The organism is Amycolatopsis sp. NPDC006131 (assembly GCF_040614175.1).
Taxonomy (GTDB): domain Bacteria; phylum Actinomycetota; class Actinomycetes; order Mycobacteriales; family Pseudonocardiaceae; genus Amycolatopsis_E; species Amycolatopsis_E tucumanensis.
In genome coordinates, this window is the sequence record NZ_JBEXTX010000004.1 from 139681 (window position 1) to 166523 (window position 26843).

Annotated in this window: 28 protein-coding genes and 1 tRNA gene; 17 read left to right on the top strand and 12 right to left on the bottom strand. The window is 67.7% G+C overall.

Annotated elements, in window-relative coordinates; genetic code table 11:
* Window positions 1-22: 22 nt before the first annotated feature.
* The 3 genes from ABZ215_RS04370 to ABZ215_RS04380 all read right to left on the bottom strand — a co-directional run bounded on the left by ABZ215_RS04370 (window position 23) and on the right by ABZ215_RS04380 (window position 1578).
* Complete coding sequence (locus ABZ215_RS04370; protein WP_354947682.1) at window positions 23-298, bottom strand: hypothetical protein; 276 nt, start codon at window positions 296-298, stop codon at window positions 23-25.
* A gap of 140 nt (window positions 299-438) precedes the next feature.
* The gene (locus ABZ215_RS04375) at window positions 439-894 is read right to left on the bottom strand and encodes a hypothetical protein (protein WP_354947684.1); all 456 of its coding nucleotides are present in this window, start codon (window positions 892-894) and stop codon (window positions 439-441) included.
* A gap of 393 nt (window positions 895-1287) precedes the next feature.
* Entirely contained in the window at window positions 1288-1578 is a 291-nt protein-coding gene (locus tag ABZ215_RS04380) for a hypothetical protein (RefSeq protein ID WP_354947686.1), read from the bottom strand.
* 1023 nt (window positions 1579-2601) lie between these two features.
* Here ABZ215_RS04380 and ABZ215_RS04385 point away from each other — a divergent pair.
* Both ABZ215_RS04385 and ABZ215_RS04390 read left to right on the top strand, forming a co-directional pair.
* On the top strand, window positions 2602-3792 hold the full coding sequence (locus tag ABZ215_RS04385) for a hypothetical protein (RefSeq protein WP_354947688.1): 1191 nt from the start codon (window positions 2602-2604) through the stop codon (window positions 3790-3792).
* 127 nt (window positions 3793-3919) lie between these two features.
* Window positions 3920-4855, top strand: coding sequence for a hypothetical protein (locus ABZ215_RS04390; protein ID WP_354947690.1), 936 nt, complete (start codon window positions 3920-3922; stop codon window positions 4853-4855).
* A gap of 12 nt (window positions 4856-4867) precedes the next feature.
* On the opposite strand, the gene ABZ215_RS04395 is transcribed toward ABZ215_RS04390, so the two are convergent.
* Together ABZ215_RS04395 and ABZ215_RS04400 are read right to left on the bottom strand one after the other, a co-directional pair.
* On the bottom strand, window positions 4868-5665 hold the full coding sequence (locus ABZ215_RS04395; RefSeq protein ID WP_354947692.1) for a hypothetical protein: 798 nt from the start codon (window positions 5663-5665) through the stop codon (window positions 4868-4870).
* 4 nt (window positions 5666-5669) lie between these two features.
* Entirely contained in the window at window positions 5670-6494 is an 825-nt protein-coding gene (locus ABZ215_RS04400; RefSeq protein WP_354947694.1) for a hypothetical protein, read from the bottom strand.
* Between the two features lie 149 nt (window positions 6495-6643).
* Here ABZ215_RS04400 and ABZ215_RS04405 point away from each other — a divergent pair, with 149 nt between their 5' ends.
* From ABZ215_RS04405 to ABZ215_RS04435, 7 genes are all read left to right on the top strand, one after another.
* Entirely contained in the window at window positions 6644-7099 is a 456-nt protein-coding gene (locus ABZ215_RS04405) for a hypothetical protein (protein WP_354947696.1), read from the top strand.
* Between the two features lie 14 nt (window positions 7100-7113).
* Entirely contained in the window at window positions 7114-7392 is a 279-nt protein-coding gene (locus ABZ215_RS04410) for a winged helix-turn-helix domain-containing protein (RefSeq protein WP_354947767.1), read from the top strand.
* Between the two features lie 536 nt (window positions 7393-7928).
* On the top strand, window positions 7929-9458 hold the full coding sequence (locus tag ABZ215_RS04415) for an FtsK/SpoIIIE domain-containing protein (RefSeq protein WP_354947698.1): 1530 nt from the start codon (window positions 7929-7931) through the stop codon (window positions 9456-9458).
* Window positions 9455-9844 carry a hypothetical protein gene (locus ABZ215_RS04420; RefSeq protein WP_354947700.1) on the top strand — a complete coding sequence of 130 codons (390 nt, stop codon included), beginning with the start codon at window positions 9455-9457 and terminating at the stop codon, window positions 9842-9844. Before ABZ215_RS04415 ends, ABZ215_RS04420 begins: the two co-directional genes overlap by 4 nt.
* Before the next feature lie 17 nt (window positions 9845-9861).
* Window positions 9862-11448: a replication initiator gene (locus tag ABZ215_RS04425; protein WP_354947769.1), complete on the top strand. Its 1587-nt coding sequence runs from the start codon at window positions 9862-9864 to the stop codon at window positions 11446-11448.
* A gap of 16 nt (window positions 11449-11464) precedes the next feature.
* Window positions 11465-11662, top strand: coding sequence for a helix-turn-helix domain-containing protein (locus ABZ215_RS04430; RefSeq protein ID WP_354947702.1), 198 nt, complete (start codon window positions 11465-11467; stop codon window positions 11660-11662).
* Window positions 11662-12852: a tyrosine-type recombinase/integrase gene (locus tag ABZ215_RS04435; protein ID WP_354947704.1), complete on the top strand. Its 1191-nt coding sequence runs from the start codon at window positions 11662-11664 to the stop codon at window positions 12850-12852. Before ABZ215_RS04430 ends, ABZ215_RS04435 begins: the two co-directional genes overlap by 1 nt.
* Window positions 12853-12895: 43 nt before the next feature.
* On the opposite strand, the gene ABZ215_RS04440 is transcribed toward ABZ215_RS04435, so the two are convergent.
* Window positions 12896-12968: transfer RNA gene (locus ABZ215_RS04440), tRNA-Lys, on the bottom strand.
* Between the two features lie 112 nt (window positions 12969-13080).
* Here ABZ215_RS04440 and ABZ215_RS04445 point away from each other — a divergent pair.
* Window positions 13081-13419, top strand: coding sequence for a P-II family nitrogen regulator (locus ABZ215_RS04445; RefSeq protein WP_354947706.1), 339 nt, complete (start codon window positions 13081-13083; stop codon window positions 13417-13419).
* On the opposite strand, the gene ABZ215_RS04450 is transcribed toward ABZ215_RS04445, so the two are convergent.
* The 3 genes from ABZ215_RS04450 to ABZ215_RS04460 form a co-directional block, all read right to left on the bottom strand.
* Window positions 13416-13832, bottom strand: a complete 417-nt coding sequence (locus tag ABZ215_RS04450) for a hypothetical protein (RefSeq protein WP_039791501.1) — start codon at window positions 13830-13832, stop codon at window positions 13416-13418. The genes ABZ215_RS04445 and ABZ215_RS04450 overlap by 4 nt on opposite strands.
* The gene (locus ABZ215_RS04455) at window positions 13825-14190 is read right to left on the bottom strand and encodes a hypothetical protein (protein WP_017985578.1); all 366 of its coding nucleotides are present in this window, start codon (window positions 14188-14190) and stop codon (window positions 13825-13827) included. The genes ABZ215_RS04450 and ABZ215_RS04455 overlap by 8 nt, the downstream gene beginning before the upstream one ends.
* Window positions 14191-14653: 463 nt before the next feature.
* Window positions 14654-15061, bottom strand: coding sequence for a thioesterase family protein (locus ABZ215_RS04460; RefSeq protein ID WP_354947707.1), 408 nt, complete (start codon window positions 15059-15061; stop codon window positions 14654-14656).
* 132 nt (window positions 15062-15193) lie between these two features.
* Here ABZ215_RS04460 and ABZ215_RS04465 point away from each other — a divergent pair, with 132 nt between their 5' ends.
* From ABZ215_RS04465 to ABZ215_RS04485, 5 genes are all read left to right on the top strand, one after another.
* Entirely contained in the window at window positions 15194-16825 is a 1632-nt protein-coding gene (locus ABZ215_RS04465) for a thiamine pyrophosphate-dependent enzyme (protein WP_354947771.1), read from the top strand.
* A gap of 183 nt (window positions 16826-17008) precedes the next feature.
* On the top strand, window positions 17009-17212 hold the full coding sequence (locus ABZ215_RS04470) for a cold-shock protein (RefSeq protein ID WP_017985575.1): 204 nt from the start codon (window positions 17009-17011) through the stop codon (window positions 17210-17212).
* 161 nt (window positions 17213-17373) lie between these two features.
* A complete protein-coding gene (locus ABZ215_RS04475) occupies window positions 17374-18765 on the top strand; it encodes a hypothetical protein (RefSeq protein ID WP_354947709.1) in 1392 nt (463 codons plus the stop codon).
* Window positions 18765-19721, top strand: a complete 957-nt coding sequence (locus tag ABZ215_RS04480; RefSeq protein ID WP_020418289.1) for a glutamate ABC transporter substrate-binding protein — start codon at window positions 18765-18767, stop codon at window positions 19719-19721. Before ABZ215_RS04475 ends, ABZ215_RS04480 begins: the two co-directional genes overlap by 1 nt.
* A gap of 13 nt (window positions 19722-19734) precedes the next feature.
* On the top strand, window positions 19735-22245 hold the full coding sequence (locus ABZ215_RS04485; RefSeq protein WP_020418288.1) for a serine/threonine-protein kinase: 2511 nt from the start codon (window positions 19735-19737) through the stop codon (window positions 22243-22245).
* 357 nt (window positions 22246-22602) lie between these two features.
* On the opposite strand, the gene ABZ215_RS04490 is transcribed toward ABZ215_RS04485, so the two are convergent.
* Window positions 22603-23088, bottom strand: coding sequence for a PaaI family thioesterase (locus ABZ215_RS04490; RefSeq protein WP_020418287.1), 486 nt, complete (start codon window positions 23086-23088; stop codon window positions 22603-22605).
* 256 nt (window positions 23089-23344) lie between these two features.
* Here ABZ215_RS04490 and ABZ215_RS04495 point away from each other — a divergent pair, with 256 nt between their 5' ends.
* The gene (locus tag ABZ215_RS04495; RefSeq protein ID WP_354947711.1) at window positions 23345-24706 is read left to right on the top strand and encodes an MFS transporter; all 1362 of its coding nucleotides are present in this window, start codon (window positions 23345-23347) and stop codon (window positions 24704-24706) included.
* Window positions 24707-24758: 52 nt separating this feature from the next.
* On the opposite strand, the gene ABZ215_RS04500 is transcribed toward ABZ215_RS04495, so the two are convergent.
* Window positions 24759-24881 (bottom strand): hypothetical protein, encoded by a 123-nt coding sequence (locus ABZ215_RS04500; RefSeq protein WP_020418285.1) that lies wholly within the window; start codon window positions 24879-24881, stop codon window positions 24759-24761.
* 197 nt (window positions 24882-25078) lie between these two features.
* On the opposite strand from ABZ215_RS04500, the gene ABZ215_RS04505 reads away from it, so the two are divergent.
* On the top strand, window positions 25079-25240 hold the full coding sequence (locus tag ABZ215_RS04505; protein WP_157358550.1) for a hypothetical protein: 162 nt from the start codon (window positions 25079-25081) through the stop codon (window positions 25238-25240).
* Between the two features lie 52 nt (window positions 25241-25292).
* Here ABZ215_RS04505 and ABZ215_RS04510 read toward each other — a convergent pair whose 3' ends face one another.
* Complete coding sequence (locus tag ABZ215_RS04510) at window positions 25293-26495, bottom strand: Ig-like domain-containing protein (protein WP_354947713.1); 1203 nt, start codon at window positions 26493-26495, stop codon at window positions 25293-25295.
* Window positions 26496-26843: the final 348 nt, after the last annotated feature.

Consider the following 26843-nt stretch of genomic DNA (forward strand, 5'->3'; position numbering starts at 1 on the left):
GACCGTCCCTTGAGGACGGCCGTTACCCGTGCTGGGGGGAGAGGACGTCCCGGTGCTTGCCGGTGGTGAGCCGCAGCCAGGCCTCGGACCAGCCGCTGGAGACGGCGATCTCGTCGATGACGCCGGTGGGCAGGCACAAGCGCCGAACCTCCCCCGCCGCGTCATCGCCCCGCGCACGAAGCCGCTCCAACTCGTCGATCAGTTGGCCGACGGATTCGTAGCGGGTCCAGGAGGTGTCGTGCTCGCCGCTGCGCAGGATCAGGAGCAGATCGTCGATCAGCGACTGGACCGGGCTCATCGGAAAATTCTGACGCCGCGGTAGAGGCGGCGGCAAGCGGCTGGCGCGCGGACCCCGCTCACGAACAGCGCGAAGACCGCATCGGCCGCGATCTCTTCGATCTCGCCCACGACCCGGGCTAAGACGGGCTGGCACCAGGATCAGCGGCGAGGGACACGGACCAATTGAGATTTGCCCGGCCAGTGGGTAGTCGTATCACCCGCCTGCTCGCTCGGCGTCCGTTGCCGGAAGCGCCTCTTCGACCGCCTGCACGACGACAGGTGCTCCAGCGACTTGTGAACGTTGGTCTCGAAGACCCACCCGCGGACCTCCTCGCTGCTCACCTGGTGCCGGTGTGACCGCAGCGCGCTGCGCCAGACAGCTTCGAACTCCTCGGCGTCGATGACGAACAACGTGAAGTCCGCATCGGCCGCGATCTCTTCGAGCGGCGGTTCCGGCTCCTGGCCCAGAAACGTCGTGCCGATGGAAGTCGACTCATCTGCGTAGTCCTGGCGGCCGTCGCGGTACAGGTCGACCTTGCGGCTCTCGTAGCCGTCGTCGCCGGTCTCGCTGTAGAGGAGAACCGGTTCGTCAGGGTGGTCGTGGTGCCAGACCACCTTCTTGTAGCTGGGGATTGGGTCCTCTTCTTCGAACGGTGCCGGGGCCAGGGGGTAGTCGTTGTCTTCACCCGTGCCGCCGAGGACGGCCCGGCGGACGCGTTCGACTTCATGGTCCGCACGCCGCGGCGCATGGCTCCGTCCCGATCAACAGAAACCCGCTACAACCCCGCTGACCAGGCGAAAGAGTGGGGCGCCTGGGGCTCGAACCCAGAACCTACGGAGTAGTTGACCACTCGGCGGGTTGTCTGCCGTTGGTTGCCGACAGTGGTGATGAGCTGCCCGGATCGCGAGTGCAAACGCTCGCCATCTCGGGCTTCTTGTCGGCGTCTGCTGTCGTTTCGTGGGGAAAAAGTGGGGAGATGATCTTGGCCCGGGAGTGCGCTGGTGGACTCAGCTCGACGCTGCCGTGAGGAGGTGCAGGACACCAATCACCGCAGCGGGCAACCCGGCTGCGCACTTCTTGATGATCTTCTTCATACGCTTGACCGCCTTCCTCGCGAGCTTGCGGAGGTCGAGGTTGGAAGCGATGTTCAGGACCAACAGAACAGCGAGCAGCGCCGAGACCCAGCTTGCCGCCGGGCTCAGCCCACCAACATCGTCAATTCTAGCGTGACCGGTCCTACTGAGGTGATCTCCTCGCGGCGCGGGTTCATCCCTGCCGGGCCGGGTGGTGCCGGTCAAGGGTCTGCCGGAGGCCGCGGAGCGCCCTTGACCGGTGCCGGCCGGTCTGGCTGCCCTCGGGCGCGCTGCGAGGAGATCACCGGGGCCTTCCCCTGATCTCTGAAGCGGTGCCGGGTCCAGGGCGGAGCCCTGACCGCCGGAGGCTGGCGGGCGCGCGATGTAACGCTCAACCAGTCGTCCGCAGATAACGTCGTCAGCGGGGTTGAAGTGCCTGCCCGGGGCGGTGGATGAGGGGACATGGATCCCAGGGAAGTACGTCGCCTGGTCAAGGTGCGCAAGTGCTCGTGTTCGATGTGCTTCTACTGTGACGAAGCCCTGGACGACCGTCATGAGCATGACCACTTCCCGGTGCCGAAGGTAGCCCGGGGTACCGAAATAGTGGCGGCTTGTCTCGATTGTCACGACCTCAAGGACCGGATCAGGTTTGAGTCCTGGCCGATTTCGGCCTGTGTGGAGGCCGTGAAGGGGCTGCTCACCGGGATTGACTTCTCAGAACAGAGGTTCTCACCGCCTGCAGACCTTGCTGCTTGGGTAGCGAGTAACCCGAGCTTGACCGATGCCGGCATCCTCGAGCGTTGGGCGGCTCTGCCACCTCTCACGCGAATCCTGTACGGGAAGCTCCGGTGGATCGAAGCGGAGCGCCAGCACCGTGCGGGCGGGCCGAGCGACGGTTCATCTGCCCTGGCGGCTCTTGTAAGCAGGAGTCGCCTTGTGTGAAGGAGTAGGAGTGGTGGCGGATAGCACGTGGGATCGATAGGCGTTGGGCGGCCGCCGGCCGAAGCGGAGCGGCAGGCCGAGCGGCCTGCGGCGCGCTTGCGCGCCGCCTTGATCCCATAGAGCTAAGTTCGGCAGCGATTACAGGAGTCGGTGCGGCTCACGGCAGAGACCAAACGCGCTGGTCACTCAGGGTGAGCGGCAGACGAGTGAAACGTTACGGCGGTCTACCTCGATGCTAGCTACGATGGAGCGGAGCATTGTAACTTAGAGCACAGGACCTAGTTGAGATCGAGGGAGGGGTAGCGCATGTACGTGCCGAAGACCGCACACATCCCCTTCCTGAGCGCGCGTGAAGACTACTTTGACTTCTTCGACGGCCTCGCTAGCGCAGTGCCTAAGAATCTTGATAAGAGATCGCTGCCAGCTGGCCTGCAGAAGTCGTACCTGTTAGAGACTGTCGGCGGCGAGCAGCCTTCACTCTCCGCGATTATAGCGCGGAGTGGGTACCGCTGCGAGACTGTAAGCGAGGACAAGGCTGTACACAGGCTCGTTGACGAGCACGGCAATGGTTTGGCTGTTCTCGAGTCCTTTAGTGGCCGGTACCTAGCCTTATACACCCTCCTGCCTTCCGCATCCTCCGACAACTTTGTGCGGAAAATGGTTGCGTCAAATCCACTCCTTGACCATCTGTGGATTTCCTCTGAGAGCTTCATGTCACTTTGGTCTCATGTGCGAGAAGTAAATAGCGGAAGACGCTACGGCAAGATCACCTTCGAGCACGAATCTGTATTCGAGTCTGCTGGCGACGCTAAAGACGAGCTCAATTTTGAGAATGAGCGCCGCGCTTCTCGGTTCACTATGGTGGATCGACTTGATACGATAGCCGCACAACTCGGTCCTTTGAGTAGCTCTTACGCGCCGCTCGCCTCGGTCACAAATTTGCGGATCCCCTCTCCGGCCGGCGGTGGCCACGAGCTGTACTATGACGGCAAGGTTACCAATCGAAGTGGCTCGTTTCTCGATCACCGAAGTGCGCTGCTTCACGTCGTCGACTTGTATGCGAATTTGACCCAGAAGGTTGAGGAAAGCTTATGGGTGGCCGGGCAGGCGACTTCGCAAGACGGACTCCTTCTCAATGGGGCGGTAGCTGAGCTAGTCTTCAACGAACCGCTTGCCGACGAGGTCTTCAAGCGATGGATGATTAACCTGTTTAACAATCGGAGAAATCGATTCAGAATCAGCGGTTACGCCACGTGGCTAAGCGCGCGTAAGGTTCATGCGAACGCGATAGATCAGCATTTGTGGCAACCCCTGCTGCTCGAGATCACTCCTGAGCGTCTTATTGCCGTCCTGCCTGAGGGTACTTGTGGAAACACGATCAATCGTCTAGTGTCCAATGTTCAACGCATGGTCGACCCGCGCGTTGTGGCATATGTTGGGGATGTCGAGTACGCGTCGCTCCTTCCTGGGGCAGGAAAGTTGGCAGGCATTGGGTAACGGATCGGCATTGACGCGAGATCCAGTGTTTCAAGTGAATTCCTGCTTGTGGTTGGTGCGGAAGTCTCCCGGGGTAGGACCCGGAGCGCGTCCGGCATACCATGCTCACGGGTATACATTGCGTGGCTTGGGAAGGAAGTTAGCATTCTCGGCTTCGGCTCGAGAAGTTCTTCAGAAAATGGGATTAAGCGCCGCCGGACCTGAGCCGGATGTCATCTTACGTCATCCCGATTCTGGCGATCACCTCGTGCTCGAATGTAAGGCGCAAAGTTTTTCAGCTACTTCCACGACTGCGCAACAAGGAAGAAAGCTACTACTCGCGTGTTCGGACTCGAGTGCCTCTCTCGGTGCTGCTGGGAACGCCTACGTTGTGTATGTTGTCGACTCGAGCGATGTCGATAAGCAGCGTGCTACCCTCAAGCAGCTATCGGCAGAGATTGCGTCACATGACGCCGGGGTTGCCAAATCCGGAACTATAGGCCTGAGTATTGACAATCGTGGGCTTTGGGCGGAGTTGAGCATCGAAGACCTTGGTGCCGAAGATTCTCCGGCCGGTCTATGCTCACGTGTCTTGGTGGTCGAAGGAGCACAAGAAGAAGTCCGACCGCTCTATCTCATACCCTTTGATCCTGCTGCCGAGAATGAACAGTCTCCCGAAGAACGCAGATACTGTGCTCGACTGCTGGCTGAGCGGCTTTTTGTTCAGGCAATAAAAATTGTCGGTCGAGCGGATCTGCCCGAGTGCGTGCAGTTGCCTGCTGACGTTCTGCTAACCGAAGCAACTTTTGGCGTCGCGCGATACTGGGAAGCTGGAGAGCTACCTAATTTCAAGGCGCGCATCGCCAAGTACCTGTATAGACGTTTGAATCGCGGCGTTTTGCGGCGTGAAAATAGAGTAAGTTTGCGTCGCAATATTGTCGTTGAACTCGATTTGGCGAACGAGAGCGACCGGGAAATAGTCATATCGATGCTTCATAGAACTGATCCAGAACGCTTAGCTGAGGATCTTCTTGATAAGCAGATTGACGTTACTGAGCAGGTGGATCCTGACGAATTTGACTGAGCGATGCAAGTTTCATTCATGCTGGCCTACTTGGACGTAGGCGAGCGACTTATCGTCATGACGCTTGGCGCGCGGTAGGGCCCGCGCCTCCGGATCCAAGTTGCCTTCCCAGGTCTGGCCTATATTGAGTAAACGTTCAAGCTTTTCGCCGTCGGTCAAATAGTCCAAAATATTGGTTTTAAGATGGGTCAAGGTGTTGTAGGCGCCGTCCGACATCATAATGACCCACGGTACTGTTTCGATCAGGTACTCTTTGAGAATCGCGTGGTGAGCGGCTGAAGGATCGGCCTCGGCGATCCAGTAACCGTCGGGCCGGTTACGGTATTGGGTCTGTTGGTTCTGTAGCTCGCGCAGCAGTGCACGATGTTCCTCGTCGAAGCCGTGGCCGGCGGCGAGGCGTTCGCGGTACTTGCGGCGGGGTTCGAGGTCCAGGCGGTCTAAGCGGTCGTCGGTCAGGATCTCGCCACCGGGGAGGATCACCGTGTTGTCGCCGAGGAGGAGCAGGTCAAGGTGCTCGTCGCGTTCGCGGGCGATCGTGACCGTGCTCGATGGGGACTCCCCTGCCTTGAGGTCGTAGTGGGCCGCGGTGGCCTTGATGCCTTCGGCGAGGATCTCTTGCAGGTCGGCGGCCGGATCACCCGTGAGGGCGTCGGCGAGGAAGCGGCCGAGGTAGTCGGCGTAGGCGGAGGCTGGGACGGGCACCGGGACGAAGGCGGATGCACCGTCGAGGAGGATGACCGCGTGCGGGGTCACGAAGATCTTGTCGGCGCTCTCCTCCATCGGCGGGAGCTGCGCGGTTGTGACTCGCATGTGTTCACCAAACGTAGGGTCCTGCGGCAAGTTCGCTGTCGGTGATGGTGAGCCCGTCGTAGGTCGCTCGGATGACCAGCGACATCGGCTGCTGTCCGACCTGCCGGAACACGTCGGCGAGATGCGCTCGGAGGTAGTGCGTCGCGCCGAGTGATCCGATTCCGTGGATACCCGCGATGTGGATGATCACACGGTTGTCGATCATGTGCCGGGCCACATACGCCACGTCGGCGGACTGCGGCGTTGGCTCGTCGCTCGGTGAGCCGATCCGTGTGCCGTCCTCGCGCTGCTCGATCCACCACCGGCTGCCGTCCTCGATCATCGTCAAGGCGGGATCACGGGACAGCAGGTCAGCGCCGATGGGAGCGGACTTCGGACCGCATACGACGATCGTGTCTCCGGCCGGCGGCTCGGTCCGATCCGGCTCGATCTGGTAGCGGGAGGTCGCAAGGGAGAGCGCGGTCAACAGGGCTTCGAGCTGGTTGGCGGTCTCGGCGTCCTCCGCCGCGATCAGCGGGCGCTCACGGTCCGTCGTCTGGTACCGATACGGCACGCCGATGCTCACCGGACCGACCCCGAAGAACGCGCGCTCGGCGGCCGGGGCGGTGCTGCGGATCTGGGTGATCCGGCCCTTGGTGATGCCGAGCGCTCCGGCAATCTCGGTGTAGCTCATGCCCAGCTCACGGTGCGCTTCCTCGATCGCGGCCTTCCGGAGCCGCGCCAGCTCGGTCGCCCGTTGCTGGTAGGTCGTGAGCAGCTCGGTTGCGCGCTTGCCCCGCCGGATCGGGTCGGGGTCGCGCCGGACGCTGTCGAAGTCCTCGGTGCTCACAAGGTCGGAGTTTAGACCCCCTTGACGCACTCCGTCAGGGGCCGGTACATTGCTGTTTAGACCCCCTAGACACGGCAGGGCGCACTATGGAGCGCGTGTTTAGGGGCCTAAACCGGCCGCGACGGCCACGACACGAGGAGTTCGAAGAGATGGCGATCAGCAGGGGGCATCGGTTCCCGGTCGAGTTCGATGAGGCGTTTCCGCAGGGTCTGGTGATGGTGGGCGAGGTGTCGCCGGACAACGAGTACCAGTCGCGGGAGGACCGGGCGGCGGGTCGTCCGGCTCGGCAGCGGGTGGACGAGATCACCGGTAAGCGGCAGTGGAAGGTCACGGTGACCGACCCGTCGGAGCCGAACGCGAAGCGGGCTTCGTTCGAGGTGACGTTGCTGGCCGATGTCCAGCCGGTGCCGACCACGGGTGAGGTGCTGCCGGGGATGCGGCCGGTCGAGCTGGAGGGCTTGACCGCGGAGCCGCGCGTGGCTGGCAACGGCGAGTTCAAGTACCAGTCGTACGTGTTCCGGGCGTCCGGGTTCAAGGCGGTCAACGCGGGTGGCGGCCGGAGCAAGTCGCAGGGCGGGCCGGCTGAGTCGGCCAAGGCCGCGTGACGGGTGTGGTCACGATGACCTGCCACGACACCAAGCCGCCCAAATTTCGGCTCAACGAGGAGCCGGGGCCGCCGGGCTACATGTACGAGAACGTCGCGAACCACGTGGCGGCGCGGATCGAGGCGGGGGAGCTGCCTCCGCACACGCCGCTGGCGAGCGAGCGGGAGTTCGCCAAGGAGTACGGCGTCTCGCTCGGCACCGCCCGGCACGCGATCGAGATCCTGCGCAAGCGCGGCCTGGTCATCACGATTCCGTCCAAGGGCACGTTCGTGACGGACCGGCGGCATTCCTGAGCCCGGCACGGGGACGAGTGAAGGAGTGTGACCGTCCCGCTCGTCCCCGTGCCATCCCACCCACGACCACGAGGGGAGGTGATGGTGGTGTCGCCGAGGCTATCGCGCTCCCGACGCCGCTGGTTCATCCGGCGTCGGTGCTGGATCTGCGGAGGACGGCAACGAGTGATGCGAGACAAAGTGCTTGTTTGTAAGGCCTGCCAACGGAAGTCGGCCGAAGGCCTCTAAGTCCGGATAGGACGAAAGCTAACGCGCGAAGGGTTCGTGCGGCGATGTCGTGCGCCCTGATTCACGTCCCGAGTTGTTAGGCGCAGAAGCGGAACCTGGCTACCAACCTTCCCGCTTCTGCGCTGTCCACACCTGACGGAGCAGACGTTGAAGACCATAGACAACCGTACACAACCAGCGTCAAGAGACCGCGTCCCGGCGCGGTGTGGTGCGTGCCGCAAGTTCGCCCGTTTGGCACCGGGGGACACTGAGTGCGCTACGTGCGCCGGGCGGCTGCCCCTGGACATTCCGTCTGGGGGTGGCCGCTGATGGACGCGCACACCTTCGGAGTTCTCCTGCTCGGCAGTGGTGCCCTGGCCGTGGTCGTGTGGGTGCTGCACAAGCTCGGCAAGGCTCTCGCTGGCCTCGCCGAAACCCTCGCCGCGGTGGCGGTGGTGTTCCTGGCGTTGTGGTGGCTGTGCAAGGGCGTGTTCTGGGTGCTCGCGCAGATCGTGATGCACCCGCGGACCAGCCTGACCGTGGTGGCGGTGGCGGCCTGGTGCTACTGGCTCGGGTGGCTGTCCTTGGTCGTCACCCTGACCGTGGTGGCGTCGGGGCTGGCGTCCTGGCGGTGGTTCCACCTCGTCTCGTACGACCAGTGGGCGGGGCGGGTGCTGCGGACGTGGTGGCAGAAGTGGGCGATCTACATGCCCAAGCTGCCGGAGTGGCTGCACGCCTGCGGTCTGAGCGTGAAGGACGACGCCATCCCCGTCGACGTGACAGTGACGTTGGTGGGGCGCAAGAAGGTGTCTCGGGAGCAGCGCTCGGCCGGGGTGCGGGTGCCGAGAGTGAAGCGGGTGCGCTCCGGGCCGTCGTGGGATGAGGTTCAGGTCCGGTTGGTGCCGGGGCAGAAGCCGGAGGACTTCGACGACGCCGCCCGTGCTCTCGCCTCCGCGCGGAAGGTCAGCCGGTGCCAGGTGCGGGAGATCGCCCCGAACGTGGTGTCGATCGACTTTCAGCGGCGCAACCTGCTCGCCGCGCCTGTGCCGTGCCCGGAGATCGGGGAGCGGGCGGTGGATCTGCGGCGGGTGTGGTCCGGGCGGACCGAGTACGGGCAGGACTGGCACGTCCCGCTGCACGGCTCCGGAAGTCACACCCTGGTCGCCGGAGCCTCGGGGGCTGGGAAGAACTCGATGATGTGGTGCCCGCTGGTGTCGATCGCTCCGGCGATCCGGGATGGCCTGGTGCGGGTCTCGGGCATCGACCCGAAGGGCATGGAGTTGGCCTACGGGCGCGGCATCTTCCACCGCTACGCGGTCACGCCCAAGGACGCGCTCGAAGTCTTGGACGAGTTGGTGGCCGCAATGGATGCCCGCAAGGCGGAGTTCGCGGGGCGGGTCCGGAACGTGGCGGTCAGCGCTGAGCATCCGTTGGAGCTGGTTGAGTTCGACGAGGTCGGGGCTTTGACCAAGTACACCGACCGCAAGACGCGTGAGCAGATCGTGGAGCGGGTGGCGCTGCTGACCACGCAGGGCCGGGCGCTCGGGTTCACCGTCCGCGGCTATGTGCAGGAACCGACGAAGGACACAGTGCCGGTGCGGGAGCTGTTCCCCCGCCGCATCTGCCTGCGCGTCACGTCAAAGTCCCACGTCGGGATGGTCCTTGGTGACCAGGCGTATGAGCGGGGTGCGTGGGCGAACCGGATCGCCGAGACCGAAGCCGGCGTCGGCTACGTCTGGGGCGAAGGACTGCGCGAACCCCTGCGGGTCCGGGCCGGATGGGTGCCCGACGACACGGTGAAGGCGCTGGAAGCGTTCGTCACCGACCGCATCGCCTCGATCGGGGGTGCGGCGGCATGACCAGCCACGACGTGGTGCCCTACCTCGATGCGCTGCGGGATCACCTCGTCCGGCATGCGGTGCCCTCGCCGCTGTCGGTGGAGTGCACGACCTGGCGGGAGCCCGTGGCAGTACACCTGCACGAAGTCGGTTTGGACGGGCTCGCCTCCGCGCTGCTGGGCTGGGCTCGAACGCTCGACGGCGTGACCGTGACCGCCATCCGGCTCGAGGATGCCCTGTCCGTGCATCTGACCGTGGTCGGTCGGATGGCGACTGGCGTTCCGGTGCACGTCTGGGGTGCCGTTCGGTACGAGCGGGCGGTGTTCCCGGATCTGCCGCGCGGGGTGGAGCAGGACGTGGAACTGGCCACCCTGCACGGCTGGGCACGGCGGGAGGTGGCTGCGTGAGCACTCGTGCTGAGCGGATGCGGCTGCCGCTGTCCACGGAGGTTATGAAGGCCACGGCGGAGAAGCACGGGGTGTGCGTGCGGCCGTTCACGATGGAGGTCGGCGACCCCGACACCGGCGAGCTCCGCTACGTCGCCGTGCCCTGCGGGTCGACCGTGGAGAGCGTGTGCGCGCCGTGTGCGAAGAAGGCGAAGGCGTTGCGAATGGCGCAGTGCCGGGAGGGCTGGCACCTGACGGAGGAACCGGACTTCACCCCGGCCCCGCCTACCGCTGAGCAGAAGGAGTTGATGGAGTTCCGCGCCGATTTGGTGGCGCGGTATCGGGAGGCGGTCGAGCACGGGGAGGAGGGCCAGGCCGACGAACTGCGGGAGGAGATCCGCGGGGTCGATGAGGAACTTCGGCAACTCGGCATGCGCGGCCGGCTGCCCTCGCCGGATCTGCCGGGCAAGCGGCCGGTGAAGCGGTCGACCAAGCGGCGGCAGGATGCACCGAACCTGCCTCGGAAGAAGGTCGCCAAGACCACCGTGGGCCGGGAGTACGCGGGGAAGTTCCGGCCGTCGATGTTCGTCACGCTGACCTGCGACACCTACGGTCGGGTGCGGGAGGACGGCACCCCGGTCAATCCCGCTGAGTACGACTACCGGCGGGCGGCGCGGGACGCGGTGCACTTCTCGTCCCTGGTGGATCGGTGGTGGCAGAACCTCCGCCGCGTCGTCGGCTGGGACGTGCAGTACTTCGCCACCGTCGAACCGCAGAAGCGCACCGCTCCGCATTTGCACGCGGCCCTGCGGGGGTCGATCCCGCATGAGGTGCTGCGGCAGGTCACCGAGGCCACCTACCACCAGGTCTGGTGGCCCCAGCACGACGAACCGATCTACGGCGGCGATCGGCTGCCGGTCTGGGACGCGCGGGTCAAGGGCTTCGTGGATCCGGAGAAGCACGAGCCGTTGACACCGTGGGAGGAGGCGGTGGACGAGGTCGAAGAACCCGCCCACGTGGTCACGTTCGGACGGCAGGTGCACTCCAAGGGCATCCTCGGCGGCACCGAAGAAGCCGGACGCCACATCGGCTACCTGACCAAATACCTGACCAAGTCCACCGGCGAGGTGGTCGAGGCGACCTCGGCACGGCAGCGGGAGCACCACGACCGACTCCACGCCGAACTCGCCACCACCCCGTGCTCGCCCCGCTGCGCAGTCTGGCTGCTCTACGGGGTCCAGCCGCTCGGCGCGACCAGCAGGATGACCCCGGGCCACTGCAAAGGACGGGCACACCGCCGGACCACTCTCGGGCTCCCCGGCCGGCGAGTCCTGGTCTCCCGGAAGTGGTCGGGCAAGTCCCTGGCTGACCACAAGGCGGACCGCAAGGCGTTCGTCCGGGACATGCTCGCGAACGTTGGCATCGTCAAACCCGAGCAGGACACCTCGCGGTTGATCTGGCGCAAGGTCCAACCCGGCGACCGGGACGCACCACCCCGCGCGCACCTGCTCATGCGGGCCATCGCAGAACGGATCACCTGGAAGGCCGAGTACGACCGGGCGCTCCTCGCCGCAGGGCCACCACCGGGCGATTCAGAAACTTCGGCAATTCCGCAAGCTGCCTGATCAGAGGGGGTCTGACATGGAGAACGTGAGCAAGATCGGCCGTCTCTGGACCGTCGACGACGTGTCCGAGTACCTGAGCGTTCCGGTGGCGACGCTGTACCAGTGGCGCAGCAAGGGCTACGGCCCCGCCGGGCGGCGAGTGGGGAAGTACCTCCGCTACCGCCCCGAGGACGTGAAGTCCTGGGTCGACGGGCTCGCGGACGAGGTGGCCTGATGCCTCGCCCACCTCTGGAGATCGGCACGTACGGGAAGATCCGGTACTCGGCGCTTCCCGGCGGGGGATGGCGGGCACGCACCCAGTTTCGCGACTTCGACGGCAAGACGCGGCCCGTGGAGCGGACGGGGAAGACGCAGGGCAAGGCGGCTCAACGGCTCCGCAACGCCCTCCGCGAGTGGACGGGATCAACGAGCGGGGAGGTCACTCGCGAAACCAAGTTGAAGGACCTGGCAGTGATCTGGATGCAGCAGGTGGAGGACGAGGTGGAGCAGGGGGAGAAGTCGCCGAACACGGCGACCACCTACCGCTCCATCTTGGACCGCCACGTCCTCCCGGGTCTGGGAGAGCTGCGGATCCGGGAGGCGACGGTGGCACGCATCGACCGCTTCTTGGCGGCCCTGCTCAGCAACGTTGGCGCGTCGTCGGCGAAGACGGCTCGCACCGTGCTGTCCGGCATGCTCGGCCTGGCCGCCCGGTACGACGCCATCACCAGCAACCCGACCAGGGACACTCGGCGGATCTCGGCCGGCCAGACGAAGCAGCCGCGGGCGTTGGACGCGGACGAGCGGGCCGAGTGGCTGGCCCAACTGGAGAAGAACGAGAAGGCGGTTCGCTGGGACCTGCCTGACCTGTCCAGGTTCATGATGGCGACCGGTGTCCGGATTGGGGAGGCGCTGGGCGTGTTCTGGGAGGACATCGACTTCGAGGCAGGCACGGTCGACGTCGCTCACACGGTCGTCCGGGTCAAGGGCAAGGGGCTCTATCGCAAGCCCCGGCCCAAGACGAAGAAGAGTGAGCGGGTCCTGCCGCTGCCGTCGTGGGCGCTGGAGATGTTGAAGGAGCGGTGGAGCGCGGAAGCCCGGCCGATGGCGAGCCCGGTCTTCGCCAGCACCACCGGCGGCCTGCGGGACCCGAACAACGTGCTCCGGGTGATCCGGCAGACGCGGGGCCGTGAGGAGTTCCTGTGGGTCACTTCGCACACCTTCCGCAAGACGACGGCGACCGCGCTGGACGATGCGGACGTGCCGACGCGGTTGATCGCCGATCACCTCGGGCACGCGCGGGTGTCCATGACGCAGGACGTCTACCTCGGCCGGAAGTCGGTCAACCCGGCGACGGCGGCCGCCCTGGAAGGGCTCCTGGATAACCCGTCCACGGGCAAAAGTGGGGATAAAGCGGGGAGGTGATCTTGCCTTGGGCGCCCCGCGACGCTCTGACCAGGCGGAAGAGTGGGGCGCCTGGGGCTCGAACCCAGAACCTACGGATTAAAAGTCCGCAGCTCTACCAATTGAGCTAACGCCCCGTGAGCTCAGCTTAGCGACCATCGCCCACCACTTCGGCCCGGGGTGGTGCCCTCACCGTCGCCGGGAGAGCTTCTAGTGTGGCCGCACGCCCGGGAAGAAGGAGCACACCGCGTGAAGCTGCTGACCGCCGTCGTGCGGCCGTTCGTTCTCGACGACGTTCGGCAGGCGCTCGAGCGGCTCGCGGTTCTCGGCATGACCGTGACCGAGGTGCAGGGCTACGGCAGGCAGAAGGGGCACCGCGAGGTCTACCGCGGCGCCGAGTACCAGGTCGACTTCGTGCAGAAGCTCCGCGTCGAAGTGCTGCTCGACGACGAACTCGTGGAACGCGCGATCGAGGCGGTCGTCGAGGCTTGCCGGACCGGGCGGATCGGCGACGGCAAGGTTTGGGTGACCCCCGTGGACACCGTCGTCCGCGTCCGGACCGGCGAGCGCGGTCCCGACGCCATCTAGCGGCGAGCCGTGCGCCGCAGCCAGAGCAGGCCGATCACCGGCAGCACCAGCGGGATGAAGAGGTACCCCTCGCCGTAACCGGACCACACCGTGGCGTCCGGGAAGGCCTCCTGGTCGAACACGCTCAGCGTCCCGACCACCAGCACGCCGAGCAGCTCGATCCCGATCGCCGCCACGGCCAGGCGGAACGAACCCTCGCCGCGGCGGGCCAGTGCCACCGTCGCCACGATGTAGATCACCGCGGCCAGCGCGGACAGCGTGTAGGCCAGCGGCGCCTCGTGCCACTTCGTCGAGATCTGCACCGCCGCGCGGGACGTCGCGGCCAGCGCGAAGATCCCGTACACCGCGACCAGGATCCGGCCCGGCCCCGTCGCGGTGGTGCGCCGCGTCCCCTGCTCCGAAGGCTCAGCCATGCCCGGCACTCCAAATCTGGTGGATCCGCTCGACCATCACCGGAATCGCCAGGCACGCGACGCCCAGGATGACCGTGCTCGACCGGCTCCGCTCGGCCAGCGCCCACGCCGCCCCGACCGGCAGGATCACCAGCGACCCCACGAGGTAGGCCAGGTACGTGACCATGCTCCCGGGTCGGTCGCCGCCGATCAGCAGCACGACCCCGACGACCAGCTGCGCGACGAGCAGGACCTCGACCACCCCGAGCGCCACCAGCAGCGCGCGCCCCGGCTCCCGGCCCCGCGCGGCGGCGACGAAGGCCCACACGGCGACCAGCGCCGCGCTCACCGCGACGGCCACGCCGAACCCAGTGATCACCGGTCCTCACCCACCGTCGAACGCCATTACCGGTCGCAGCTTAGCCGCGTGGCGCGCGCCACCAGCTGAGAGGAGCTGGGCCAGCGGAAAATCACCCACCGGTTTCCCGTCCACCCGGATGGCCGTACCGAGGCCGCTCCGCCGATACCGCCGTGACCTGTGCAGAGGGGCCGGACCCCGGGAAATACGCGGCAAACGGGTGGTGGAAAGTCCACGGGGCTCACCGTCCGTGAACCCGAAACTCTTTCCACGCCGCCGGTTCGGCGGTGCGGCAGGCCGCCGTCCGCGAGGGACCATGGCACCTGGGCAGGGCAGTGGTAGCGATCGAGGGGGATCGGGTGATCTTCCAGTTGAACTGGCGCGGAAACCCGGAACGGATATTCACGACGATCTTCGCCATGGCCACGGACCGGACACCGGGCCTGGGGCCGCCGGGCCGCTGCCCGCAGCGCGCCTGCCCGTGTCAGGCGAGCGCCTCCAGCGACTCCCGCAGCTTTCCCTCGACGGGCACCGGGCGCCTGGTCTCGCGGTCCACGAACACGTGCACGAAATGACCCTCGGCGACCGGCTCGCCCCGGTCCGGCCGGAAGATCCCGATCTCGTAGCGCACGCTGCTGCGGCCGAGGTGCGCGACCCGCAGGCCGATCGACAGCACCTCGGGGAACGCGACCGAGGCGTGGTAGTTGCAGTGCGACTCCACGCACAGGCCGATCACGCCGCCGTCGTGGATGTCGAGCCCGCCGCGCTCGATGAGGTAGGTGTTGATGACCGTGTCCATCAGCGCGTAGTGGACGACGTTGTTGACGTGCCCGTACACGTCGTTGTCCTTCCAGCGGGTGGGAACCTGCTGCCAGTGCGGGTACGAGGTCACGGCCGGAAGCTTAGGGCCTCTACTCTGGGGTGATCGTTCACTCGTAGGGAATCTCAAGATCACTTGACCGGAGTAGCGCCGCGCTGGGAACCTCTTCCCATCGGGTACCAAGAGGGATGGACCGTCGCCGAGATCACGGTCCGCGTGCTGGTCGACGCCGGGATCCGGCGTGCCTACACCGTGGCCGGTGACGCGTTCCTGGAACTGCTCGACGCCCTCCGGTTCGAGCCGCTGATGGCGTTGGTCACAGCGCGCCAGGACACCGGCGCCGCGTTCATGGCCGAAGCCGAGGGCAAGCTGCGGGAGGTCCCGGCGCTGCTGCTCGGCGGCCCCGGCCCGGGTATCGCGGACTTCCTGGTCGCCGTGCGCTCGGCCTACCAGGACGGTTCGCCGATGGTCGTGCTGGTCGAGGACCGCGCGAGCGTGCGGCTGGCCGGTCCCGGCATCCAGGACGGCCTCGCCGAGCTGGATCCGCTGACGTTGTTCGGCCCGTTCGCGAAGTGGACCGGCCGCGCCGAGACGGCCGCGCAGGTGCCGGTGCTCGCCGCGCAGGCGGCCCGCGCCGCGCGCGATGGGCGCAAGGGGCCGGCGATCCTGGCGGTGCCCGCGGACTTCTGGGTCGCACCGTTCGACGGCACGATCCCGGAGCCGGAGCAGCGCCCGGACGACACCGGCGCGGTGCTGCGGTCCGCGCACGAGGTCGCCGCCCTGCTGGCCGACTCGCGCTACCCGGTGGTGATCGCCGGCGGTATCGGGCGCAGCGCGCGCAAGGACCTGATCGCCGCCGCCGAGCAGCTCGGCCTGGCCGTCTACACCGCGTTCCGCCGCCAGGACAGCTTCCCGGAGAACCACGCGCGCTACGCGGGCCACCTCGGTGTGGGCATCCCGCCGGGGCAGCTCGACGCGCTGGAACGGGCCGACGTGGTGCTGGCCATCGGCACCCGCCTGGACGACGTGACCACGCAGAACAACCGGTACCCGCTGCCCGCGCAGACCCTCGTGGTGATCGGCCCCGGCCTGCCCGCCACGCACCGGCGCGGCCTGACGTTCCGGATCGACTGCGAGGTCGGCCCGTTCCTGCGGCAGCTGGTCGCGGTCGGCGTCGCCAGGTCGCGGCGCAGCTCGGCGGCCAACGCGGCCACGCACACGCACATGACGCCGCCGCGGACCAGCCCGGACCACCCGCTGGTGCACCCGGCGGACGTGGTGCGGGTGCTGCGCAAGGTGGCGCCCGAGGACACCGTGGTGGCCGCGGACTCGGACAAGACCGCCCGGTTCGTGCACCGGTACTGGTGCTTCACCGAGCCGCACACCCAGATCGAGCCGCCGGACGGCGTGCGGGGTTACGCCGTGCCCGCCGCACTCGGCGCGAAGCTGGCCGCCCCGAAGCGCACGGTGGTCGCGGTGATTTCGGACTCAGCGGCGATGATGACCGGCCAGGAGCTGGAGACCGCGGTGCGGTACCGGGCGCCGATCCTCGTCGTGGTGTTCCAGAACGGCCTGTACGCCGACGTCGCCATGCACCAGGCGGCCAAGCACGGCCGGCTGGACGGGGTGTCGCTCACAGCGGTGGACTTCGCGGCCTGGGCGCGCTCGTTCGGCGCGGCCGGTTACACGATCGAATCGCCCGAGCAGCTGGAGCCGACTATGCGGCGGGCGCTGCAGCACCAGCGGCCGAGCGTGATCGACGTGCGGACCGATCCGGACGTGATCGATCCGGACACCCGGCTGTCCGCGCTGTTCCAGCGGTCACGCAAGACCTAGCGTTCGCGACGGATCTGTGATCTACTGGTGTCGGTCTTCGAAGATTTTGTGTTCGTGTTCAGGCACGCTCGCAAGATTTGGCGGGCGTAGTGGTTCCCCACTCGGGGAGGCAAACCGATCCGTCATTGACCCGGCGCACCGGAGCGGTGTGCCGTTTTGTTTGCAGTATATGGAGATTTTTTCATGGCTCAGGGCACCGTGAAGTGGTTCAACTCCGAGAAGGGGTTCGGCTTCATCACTCCCGACGATGGCGGCGGCGACGTCTTCGTCCACTACTCGGAGATCCAGGGCCGCGGCTTCCGCACCCTGGAGGAGAACCAGCGGGTTGAGTTCGAGATCGGCCAGGGCCAGAAGGGCCCGCAGGCGACCGGGGTCAACGTCCTCTGATTCGACTTCGAACGGCAGCCCCCACCTCTTCGTGAGGTGGGGGCTGCCTTCGTTTTCCAGCCCTTCGAACCGGTGTGCGCAATCCCGGCGACCTCGGTCCGGAAGATCGCGCCGTCCGGTACCTTCATGCGGGTGTGGTTCGAGGGCGAGGGGTGGAACCGATGACTGCTACCGCGACGCGGCCTGCCGTGCCCGGTGGCCCCGGCGGTGGAGTGCCGGAACCCGCCGCGCCCCCGAACGCCCCGCGCGGTGGCCTGGCCGGCCTGTTCGAGCTGCCCGGCGCCGCGGTCCGCGGGATCGCGCGCTCGGCCCGCACCACACCCGGCCGCCTGACGGTGATCGCGGTCGGGCTCGTCGTGCTGGCGCTGGTCACCGGCGTGGTCGCGACGATCACGCTGCAGGAGCGCAAGAACACCATCAACGACCTCATCGACCACCGCGAGCCGCTGGCCGCGGCCTCGCAGGAGGTCTACCGCTCGCTGTCGGACGCCGACGCGACCGCGGCGAGCGCGTTCCTGGCGATCGGCGTCGAACCGCCGTCGCTGCGCCAGCGGTACGACACCGCGATCGCGCGCGCCGGCGTCGCGCTGGCGAAGGCCGCGTCCGACTCGGCAGGCGTGCCCGAGGCCGCGGCGCAGGTCGAGATCCTGACCCGCCAGCTGCCCGTCTACACCGGCCTGGTGGAGACCGCCCGCGCGAACAAGCGGCAGGGCTTCCCGGTCGGCTCGTCCTACCTGCTCGAGGCCTCCAGCCTGATGCGCACCACGATCCTGCCCGCCGCGCAGGACCTGTACCACATCGACACGGACCGGCTGGCCGAGGAGCAGGACGACGCCAGCAGCTTCCCGTGGATCACCACGTTCCTCGTGCTCGCCCTGCTCGCGGCGCTGATCACGACCCAGGTCCACCTGACCCGCAAGACCAACCGGGTGCTGAACGTCGGGCTCGTGATCGCCACCGCCGCGACGGTGCTCGCGCTGCTCTGGGGCGGCGTCGCGGTGACCGTGCAGAGCGTCCTGGTCAGCAGTGGTGACGAGGACGGCAGCCACCAGGTCGACGTGCTGGTCCGCGCCCGCATCGCGGCGCTGCAGGCCAGGGCGAACGAGATGCTGACCCTGGTCGCGCGCGGGGACGGCGGAACGTACGAACAGGACTTCAACAGGCTCGCGCCGCAGGTCACCGGCCTGCTGAACGAGGCGCGCGGGTTCGCCACCGGCGACATGGCCCGCGAGGTGCAGGGCGCGGCGGACAGCGCGGAGCGGTGGCTGAACACGCACCAGGAGATCCGCGCCAAGGACGTCGACGGCGCCTACTCCGACGCCGTGAAGCTCGCGGTCGACTCGTCGGTGCAGGGCGGCGCGGCCACGACGTTCGCCAACCTCGACGACGCGCTGGTCGCCGCGATCGGGCACGGCAGGCAGGCGTTCCTCGACGACACGCGCGGCGGTGACCGTGCGCTGACGCTGCTCGCGCCCGGCTTCGCGGTGCTCGCGGTGGTCGCCGCGGCCGGCGCCACGATGGGGATCAGGGACAGGCTGAGGGAGTACCGCTGATGGCTCGGGGGAAGGTGGCCGCACTCGTGGCGGCCGTCGCGCTGCTGGCCGCGGGTTGCGGCAGCGCCGGGACGCCGGCCGACCCGGCGCCGGTCGGTGACGTGCAGGCGCCGCTGCCTGCCGGGGTCGGCGGCGGGGACACGGGCAGCGGCAGCGGCGCGGACAACAACTGCGACACGCGCAGCCTCTCGCCGAACGGCTCGATCCCGTCCGGGTCCACGATGGACAAGATCCGCGACCGCGGCCGCCTGATCGCCGGTGTCGACCAGACCAACTTCCTGTTCGGCTTCCTCAACCCCTCCAGCGGCAACCTGGAGGGCTTCGACATCGAGATCGTCAAGCAGATCGCGGCGTCGATCTTCGGCCGCTGGGAGGGGCACATCCAGTGGGTGGCCATCCCGTCGTCGGCGCGCGAGGACGTGCTGAAGGACCACCAGGTCGACATCGTCGTCCGGACCTACAGCATCACCTGCACCCGGATGAAGGACGTCGCGTTCTCCGCGCCCTACTACCAGGCCGGGCAGGCGGTGCTGGCGGCGAAGAACTCCGGCATCCGCGGCCTGCAGGACCTCGGCGGCAAGCGGGTGTGCGCGGCGAAGAACTCGACCTCGCTGTCGACGATCAGCACCGCGCCGTCGCGCCCGGTGCCGGTGTCGGTGAACAACTGGTCGGACTGCCTGGTGCTGATCCAGCAGGGCCAGGTCGACGCCATCTCCACCGACGACGTGATCCTCGCGGGCATGGCGCGGCAGGACCCCAACCTGGAGGTCGTCGGCGAGCCGTTCACGCGCGAGTTCTACGGCGTCGGCATCCCGCTGGGCCAGGACGACATGGTCCGGTTCGTCAACGCCGTGCTGGAGAACGTCCGCAACGGCAGCGCGTGGCAGAACACGTACAAGTACTGGATCGAGCCGGCGCTCGGACCGGGTTCGCCGCCGTCCGTGTCCTACCGCTGAGGGGGTGTCCACAGTGTCCGAAGAGGAGCGTCGACCGCGCCACGCGCGCCCGGACGACCGGCCGATCACGGGTTCGCTCGCCGACGAGCCCGGCACCGGGTGGCACAGGCCTGCCGACGAGCTGAGCGGCGCCCGGCCGACGCCGATCGGCGAACCGGTGCCCTCGGCAGCCGAGACGCAGATCATCGAGCCGGTCCGCCCGCCCGCGGAACCCGTGCAGCCGGACGACGTGCAGCTCACCAGCGTGCTCGCCTCGCCTGCGCCGATGACCGAGATGATCCGGCCGCCCGCGCCGCCGCCGGAGCCGAGCGGCCCGGCCGTGCTGCCGGACCCGGGCACCGACAGCGTGCTGCCCGAGCGGTCCAGCGGGCACACCGGGTCGGGCAGCCAGCCCGGCACCGGGCCGGGCACCGGAGCGGGCACCGGCACGGGCGCGTTCCCGGGCACCTCGCGGCGCACCGGGCGGCGGACCCGCCGCGGCCGTCTCGGCGCTGGCCTGGTCGAGGTGCCGCCGGTGCCCTACCGCGACCCGGCGTCGGCCGTCCTCACGAACCCGGTGGTGTCGGAGGAGAAGCGGTACTGCGGCAACTGCTCGGCGAAGGTCGGCCGGGGCTCGGCCGGGCCGGAGGGCGTGTGCGAGAAGTGCGGCACCGCCTACTCGTTCCTGCCCACGCTGCAGCCGGGCGACCTGGTCGGCGGGCAGTACGAGGTGCTCGGCGCGATCGCCTACGGCGGGCTCGGCTGGATCTACCTCGCCAAGGACCGCAACGTCAACGACCGCTGGGTCGTCCTCAAAGGACTGATCGACACCGGCGACCCGACGGCCGTCGCGGCGGCGGTGAACGAGACCCGGTTCCTGGCCGAGGTCGAGCACCCGAACATCGTCAAGATCTACAACTTCGTGCAGCACCCGGACGCGCGCACCGGGCACGCCATCGGCTACATCGTGATGGAGTACATCGGCGGCCAGTCGCTGCGGCAGCTCGCGCTCGCGCACCAGCGCGCCGCCGGGCGGCCGGAGCCGCTGCCGATCGCGCAGGTCATCGCGTACGGGCTGGAGATCCTGCCCGCGCTGGGGTACCTGCACAGCCAGGGGCTGCTGTACTGCGACCTCAAGCCGGACAACGTGATCCAGACGCACGAGCAGCTGAAGCTGATCGACATGGGCGCGGTGCGGCGGATCGACGACTACACCAGTCCGCTGTTCTTCACCACCGGCTACAGCGCGCCGGAGCTGACCACGCACGGCGCGTCGATCGCGTCGGACCTCTACACCGTCGGCCGCACGCTGGCCGTGCTGAGCTTCGAGTTCAACGGCTACACCACGAAGTACAAGGCCGGGCTGCCGACGCCGGACGAGATCCCGCTGTTCAAGCTGTTCGGCTCGTACTACCGGTTCCTCAAGCGCGCCACGCACCCGGACCCGGACCGCCGGTTCCTCTCCGCGGAGGAGATGGCCGACCAGCTCGCCGGTGTGCTGCGCGAGATCATCTCGATGGGCACCGGGAAACCGCGGCCCGCGGTGTCCACTGTGTTCGGTCCGGAGACCAACACGTTCGGCGTGGACCTGGTGGTGCCGGAGGCGGGCTGGACGGTGCCGCTGCCGGACGCCGTCGAGGTCGTGTCCGGCCTGCCGATCCCGCAGGTCGACACCGACGACCCGGCGGCCGGTGTGCTGGCGACGACGACGGCGCTCGACCCCCGCGCCGCGATCGACGCGCTCGCCGGGGCGCCGCCGGACTCGATCGAGGTGCGGCTGCGGATCGTCCGCGCGCGCATCGAACTGGGCGAGCTGGCCGAGGCGAACCGCCAGCTGCAGGCGGCGCAGTACCTGGCCATCCGGGCCGGCTACCCGCACGACTGGCGGATCGACTGGCACCGTGGGCTGATCGAGCTCGCCGGCGGGCGGCCGCGGGTGGCGAACGTCGCGTTTGAGACCGTGTACGACGACCTGCCCGGCGAGATCGCGCCCAAGCTCGCGCTGGCGGTCAGCGCGGAGGGCATCGGCGACTACTTCACCGCGGCGCGGTTGTACGAGCAGGTGTGGCGCACGGACCGGGCGTACGTGAGCGCGGCGTTCGGGCTGGCGCGGGTGTACCTGGCGCAGGGCGCGCGGGCGGGCGCGATCGAGGTGCTGGAGTCGGTGCCCTCGACGTCGACGCACTACGTGGCGGCGCAGGTGGCGGCCATCAAGATCAAGACTCGGGCGAGCGGGCCGAACACCTCGGTCAGCGAGGCGGATCTGGTCGACGCGGGCGTGAAGCTGGAGCAGTTGCGCCTGGACGCCGAGCGGCGGACGCGCATCTCGGCGGAGGTGCTGGAAGCGGCGTTCACGTACGTGCAGGGCGCACCGCCGGGATACCGCACCAGCGCGAAGGTGCTGGGCTGCGAACTGTCCGAACGGGACATCCGCTTCGGACTGGAACGCTGCTACCGCACACTGGCGCGACTGGCCCACACGGCGGGCGAGCGGATCGAGCTGGTCGACCGGGCCAACTCGGTGCGCCCGCGCACGCTCACCTGACCCGGCCGCCGCCCACCAGCTGACGCGCCCACCCAGCCAGCTCGCCGCCCCGGGGTGGCCGACTGGCCACCGGCAAGCGCGAACACGCCACCGGGAGCGGCCAACTCGCTGCCCGGGGCGGCCACTGCCGCCCGAAAACGGTCAACCAGCCGCCCGGGCGGCCAATACGCCGCCCGCAACGGCAGACTTGCCGCTGGGAACGGCAACTCGCCGCCGGGGCGGCGAACTTGCCGCCGGGGGCGGCTAACCTGCTACCCAGGGCGTCCAACTCGCCGCCCGCGGTGGCAAACACCCTGTGGGTCCGCGTGTTTGCGGTTCGCCGCGCCGTGCTGGTCGAGGGGGGTCACGGGTTGAGCGTCAGGGGTTGATGTCCCAGTCCTCGCGGCGTTCGGTCCGCGCCTGGGAGAACTTCTGCAGCGCCTCGGGATCCCCGTGCGTCGTGAAGTGTTCCAGTCCCACCTGGACGAACAGTCCCCGTGCGCGCACGGCCACCGGGCCGTCGGCGGAGTCGAGGTGCCCGTCGGCGCTGGCGTAGATCTTGCGGCCGGCCACGCCGTCCACGCGCGCGGCGATGAACAGCGTCGTACCGACCGGAACCGGCCGCAGGAAGTCGGTTTCCAGCTTGCCGGTCACCGCGGGGCGGCGGAGCAGGTTGCCGACCGTCGAGCCGAGCGCTTCGTCGAACGCGCACGCCAGCAGGCCGCCGTGGGCGAGCCCCGGCGCGCCCTGGTGCGCGCTCGTCACCGGGAACTGCGAGTACACGACTCCGGCGTCACCGACGGTGGAGTGCATGTGCAGACCGTTGTCGACCTCACCGCACCCGAAGCACTCGGCGTAGTGCATCTCGAGTTTCGTGCCCGGCCCGGGCGCCTTGGGGTGGATCTCCGGCTGTTCGGTCTGGACTGGAGGCCACGGATTCGCAGGTCGGCGCTTGTCGCTCACATCGGACACGGTAACCGGTTCTACCCCGAAAACGACGGGCTACCCCGGCTTCGAAGAGACAAAAACCACGACAGGAGAGAAAATCACTACCCGATGGCACTAAGGTCGCAACCTTGACCGCGCTGGCACGAAACAGTTTGAGGAGGTCGGGGCGAACATGACGAACACAGCGCAGGCACCCGAGGTCGACGAGAAGACGGTCAGACGAGCCGTCATCGCGTCGGCCATGGGTAACGCAACAGAGTGGTACGACTACGGGGTGTTCACCTCGGGTGCGATTGCCGCCAGCATCGGCACCGTGTTCTTTCCCGGCGAGGGGAACGCGATTCTGAAATCGCTGGCGCTGGTGGCGATCGGGTTCGTGGTTAGGCCGTTCGGCGGAGCGTTCTTCGGCCCTCTGGGGGACAAGATCGGGCGGCAGCGCGTGCTGGCGATCACGATCCTGTTGATGTCCGGCTGCACGTTCCTCGTCGGCTGTCTGCCGACGTACTCGGGCGAGTACGCGATCGGGATCGGCGCCCCCATCCTGGTCCTGCTGCTCCGGTTGATCCAGGGCTTCTCGACCGGCGGCGAGTACGGCGGCGCGGCGACGTTCATCGCCGAGTACGCCCCGACGCGCAAGCGCGGGTTCTGGGGCAGCTTCCTGGAGATGGGCACGCTGGCCGGTTACGTGCTGGGCAACCTGGTCGTGCTGACGGTGACGTTGTCGTTCACCGCGGACCAGGTGGACAGCTGGGCGTGGCGGATCCCGTTCTGGGTGGCGCTCCCGCTCGGCATCATCGGTCTGTACCTGCGGAACAAGCTCGAGGACACGCCGGAGTTCCGGCGGCTGGAGGCCGCGGGCGAGAAGGCGGAGAAGGCGCCGCTGAAGGAGACCCTGTCCCGCAACTGGCGCATGATCATGAACCTGATCGGGATCGTGCTGCTGCTCAACATCGCCGACTACATGTTGCTGACGACGATGCCGACGTACTTCACGGACACGTTGAAGATCAGCGACAACACGGCGACGGTGATCATCATCATCGTGGAGCTGATCCAGATCGCGTTGATCGCGCCGATCGGCGCGCTCTCCGACCGGGTCGGGCGAAAACCCATGCTGCTCACCGCGGCGATCGGCTTCCTCGTGCTGAGCTACCCGTCGATCAAGCTCATGCAGAGCGGCAGCACCGTGCTGCTGTTCCTCGGGTTCCTGATCGTGGCGCTGCTGCTGGTGCTGATGCTGGCGGTGATCGGGTCGACGTTCCCGGCGATGTTCCCGACCCGCGTGCGCTACGGCGCATTCGCGATCGGCTACAACGTCTCGACGTCGATCTTCGGTGGCACCTGCGGTGTCGTCGTGACCGCGCTGATCCACGGCACCGGCAACCAGGACTGGCCCGCGTTCTACCTGATGATCGCCGCGGCGATCGCGTTGTTCCCGATCTTCAAGATCCCGGAGACGGCGCGGGTCCCGATGGACCACATCAACGAAGAGGGTGTGACCGCGCCGCCGGCGGCCAAGACCGCCGCGAACTGACGCCACACCGGAACGGAAGAGGGCCGGGTCCCCGATGGGGCCCGGCCCTCGCTCACTCGGTGACCTCGGCGGGGGCTTCGGCACGAGGAGCGAAGTGCCGCCGTGCGTAGGTGGTGAGAGCCGATGCCACCGCAACCGCCAAGCCGGCTTCCACCAGCAGAGCAGCGAACACCATTGCTTCCTCCTCGTGAGTGTTCGGGCGCGGCTGTCACCGCGCCGTGTTACAGGGGTGTGGTCGGGGGATGTTCCCCGTGTTACTCATCGCCGCGAAGTTGGTGAGTATTTCTCCGACAGACCCCCATTGAGGGGTGATCTCGCCCACGGCAGAATGAACCGTGGCAAAACCGGAATCCCAGAGGAGGCGGCTGCGGGATGGGCGAGCAACGTCGGCCCGGAGTGGGCGAAGCGGCGCGGCTGCTGGACGACATGACGCAGCAGATGGTCGTGGTGCCGCCGCTGCTCGATGTCCCGGAACCGGGCGAGGTCCCATCGGTGCCCGCGCCGCCGCCCGCCCTGGACGGCCACGCGCTCTAGAAAACAGTGAAGGCCACCCCCGTGGCGGGAGTGGCCTTCACGCCTTGACAGATCAGCCCGCGAGGGCGGACAGCTTCGTCCAGTCCGCCCAGGAGTAGGTCCAGTCCGAGTAGTCGCCGTCCTTCGCGGACAGCGTCTGGGTGCTGCCGGTGATCTCGACCGGGTCGCCGACCAGCGCGCCGTCGTAGTACTCCTTCGCCCGCGCCGGCGACAGGTTCAGGCAGCCGTGCGAGACGTTCTGCTTGCCCTGCGCCCACATCGACGACGCCAGGCCGTGGATGAACTCGCCGTTGTTGGAGATCCGCACCGCCCACGGCACGTTCACGTCGTAGTAGTCGTACCGCGGGTTGCTCATCGAGTAGGTCGCGTGCTTCGACATCACCACGTGGATGCCGCTGTGCGTGACGCGGCCGGGGTCGGAGTCCAGGCCGTAGCTCACCGGGTAGTCGGCGATCTGCACGCCGTCGCGGATGACCTGCATTCGGTGGGTCCTGGTGTCGCCCTTGACGATCTGCGAGCGGCCGATCGAGAACGCGGCCGTGACGTCCTGCTTGCCGTAGGTCCCGTCGCCGATCTTCACGCCGTAGATGTTCGCGGCGACCTTGACCTGCGTGTTCGGCTGCCAGTACTCCTTCGGCCGCCAGTGCACGCTGGTGTCGGAGACCCAGGCCCACGAGCCCTCGGTCTTCGGCGTGGTCTCGACGGTCAGCGAGCGCTCGACGGCTGCCTTGTCGGTGACCTTGGAGCTGAAGGTCAGCGCGATCGGCATCGCGATGCCGTAGGTCTGGTTGTCGCCGACGTTCAGGCTGGCGGACAGCTGCTTGCGCGGGCTGACGGTGGTGAACGAGCCGCCGATGGCGACCTGCTTGCCGTCGCTGCCCAGCGCGGTGCCCGACCACGTGTACTTCTTGCCGTAGCCGAGCGGTTCGGTGATGGTCCAGCTGCGCTTGTCGGCGCCGAGCTGGCCCGCGACCTGCTTGCCCTCCGGGTTGGTGAGCGTGACCGACTGCAGCTCACCGTCCGTGACCGTAACCTGCGCGGAGTCCGCGGGCGCCACGTCCTTGGCGCCGTCCGCGGGCTGCACGGCGAGCTTGGCCGGCCCCGCCGAGGTCTGCTGCGCGTCGGCGGACGTGGTCTGCCCGGTCCCGGTCGTGCCCGGCGAATCGCCGCCGCTGCACGCACTCAGCGCCAGCAGCGCGGCCAGACCGAGCCCGATCAGCGCCAGCGGCTTGCGCCGCTTGTGAAGTCCTGTCACCTCTGAAGCCCCTTCTCCCCTGTCGCCAGACAGACGCGCGTCCGTAGGTGATCGTTGACGCTGAGGAGTGTGACTCGCCTCACTATCGAGGGACCCTCGATGCCGGAACGCCACGGTCGGCCGCTAGTTGATCAGCCTATCGAGTGGGTCCGACAGTGACCGGGTGACCGCACTACGCCATCTCAGTGACGGAATCAATGGGGTCCGAAATCGCTCACATCCGGGTAGGCTTCCGCGCAGGCCGTTGTTTTGCGTGGTCGTGGCTACACACTCGCGGAACTTTCGACGCGAGCCGGGAGCCGCACGCGCTCGTCGCTCACCCCGTCGGAACCGTCCGGGCGGCCCGAG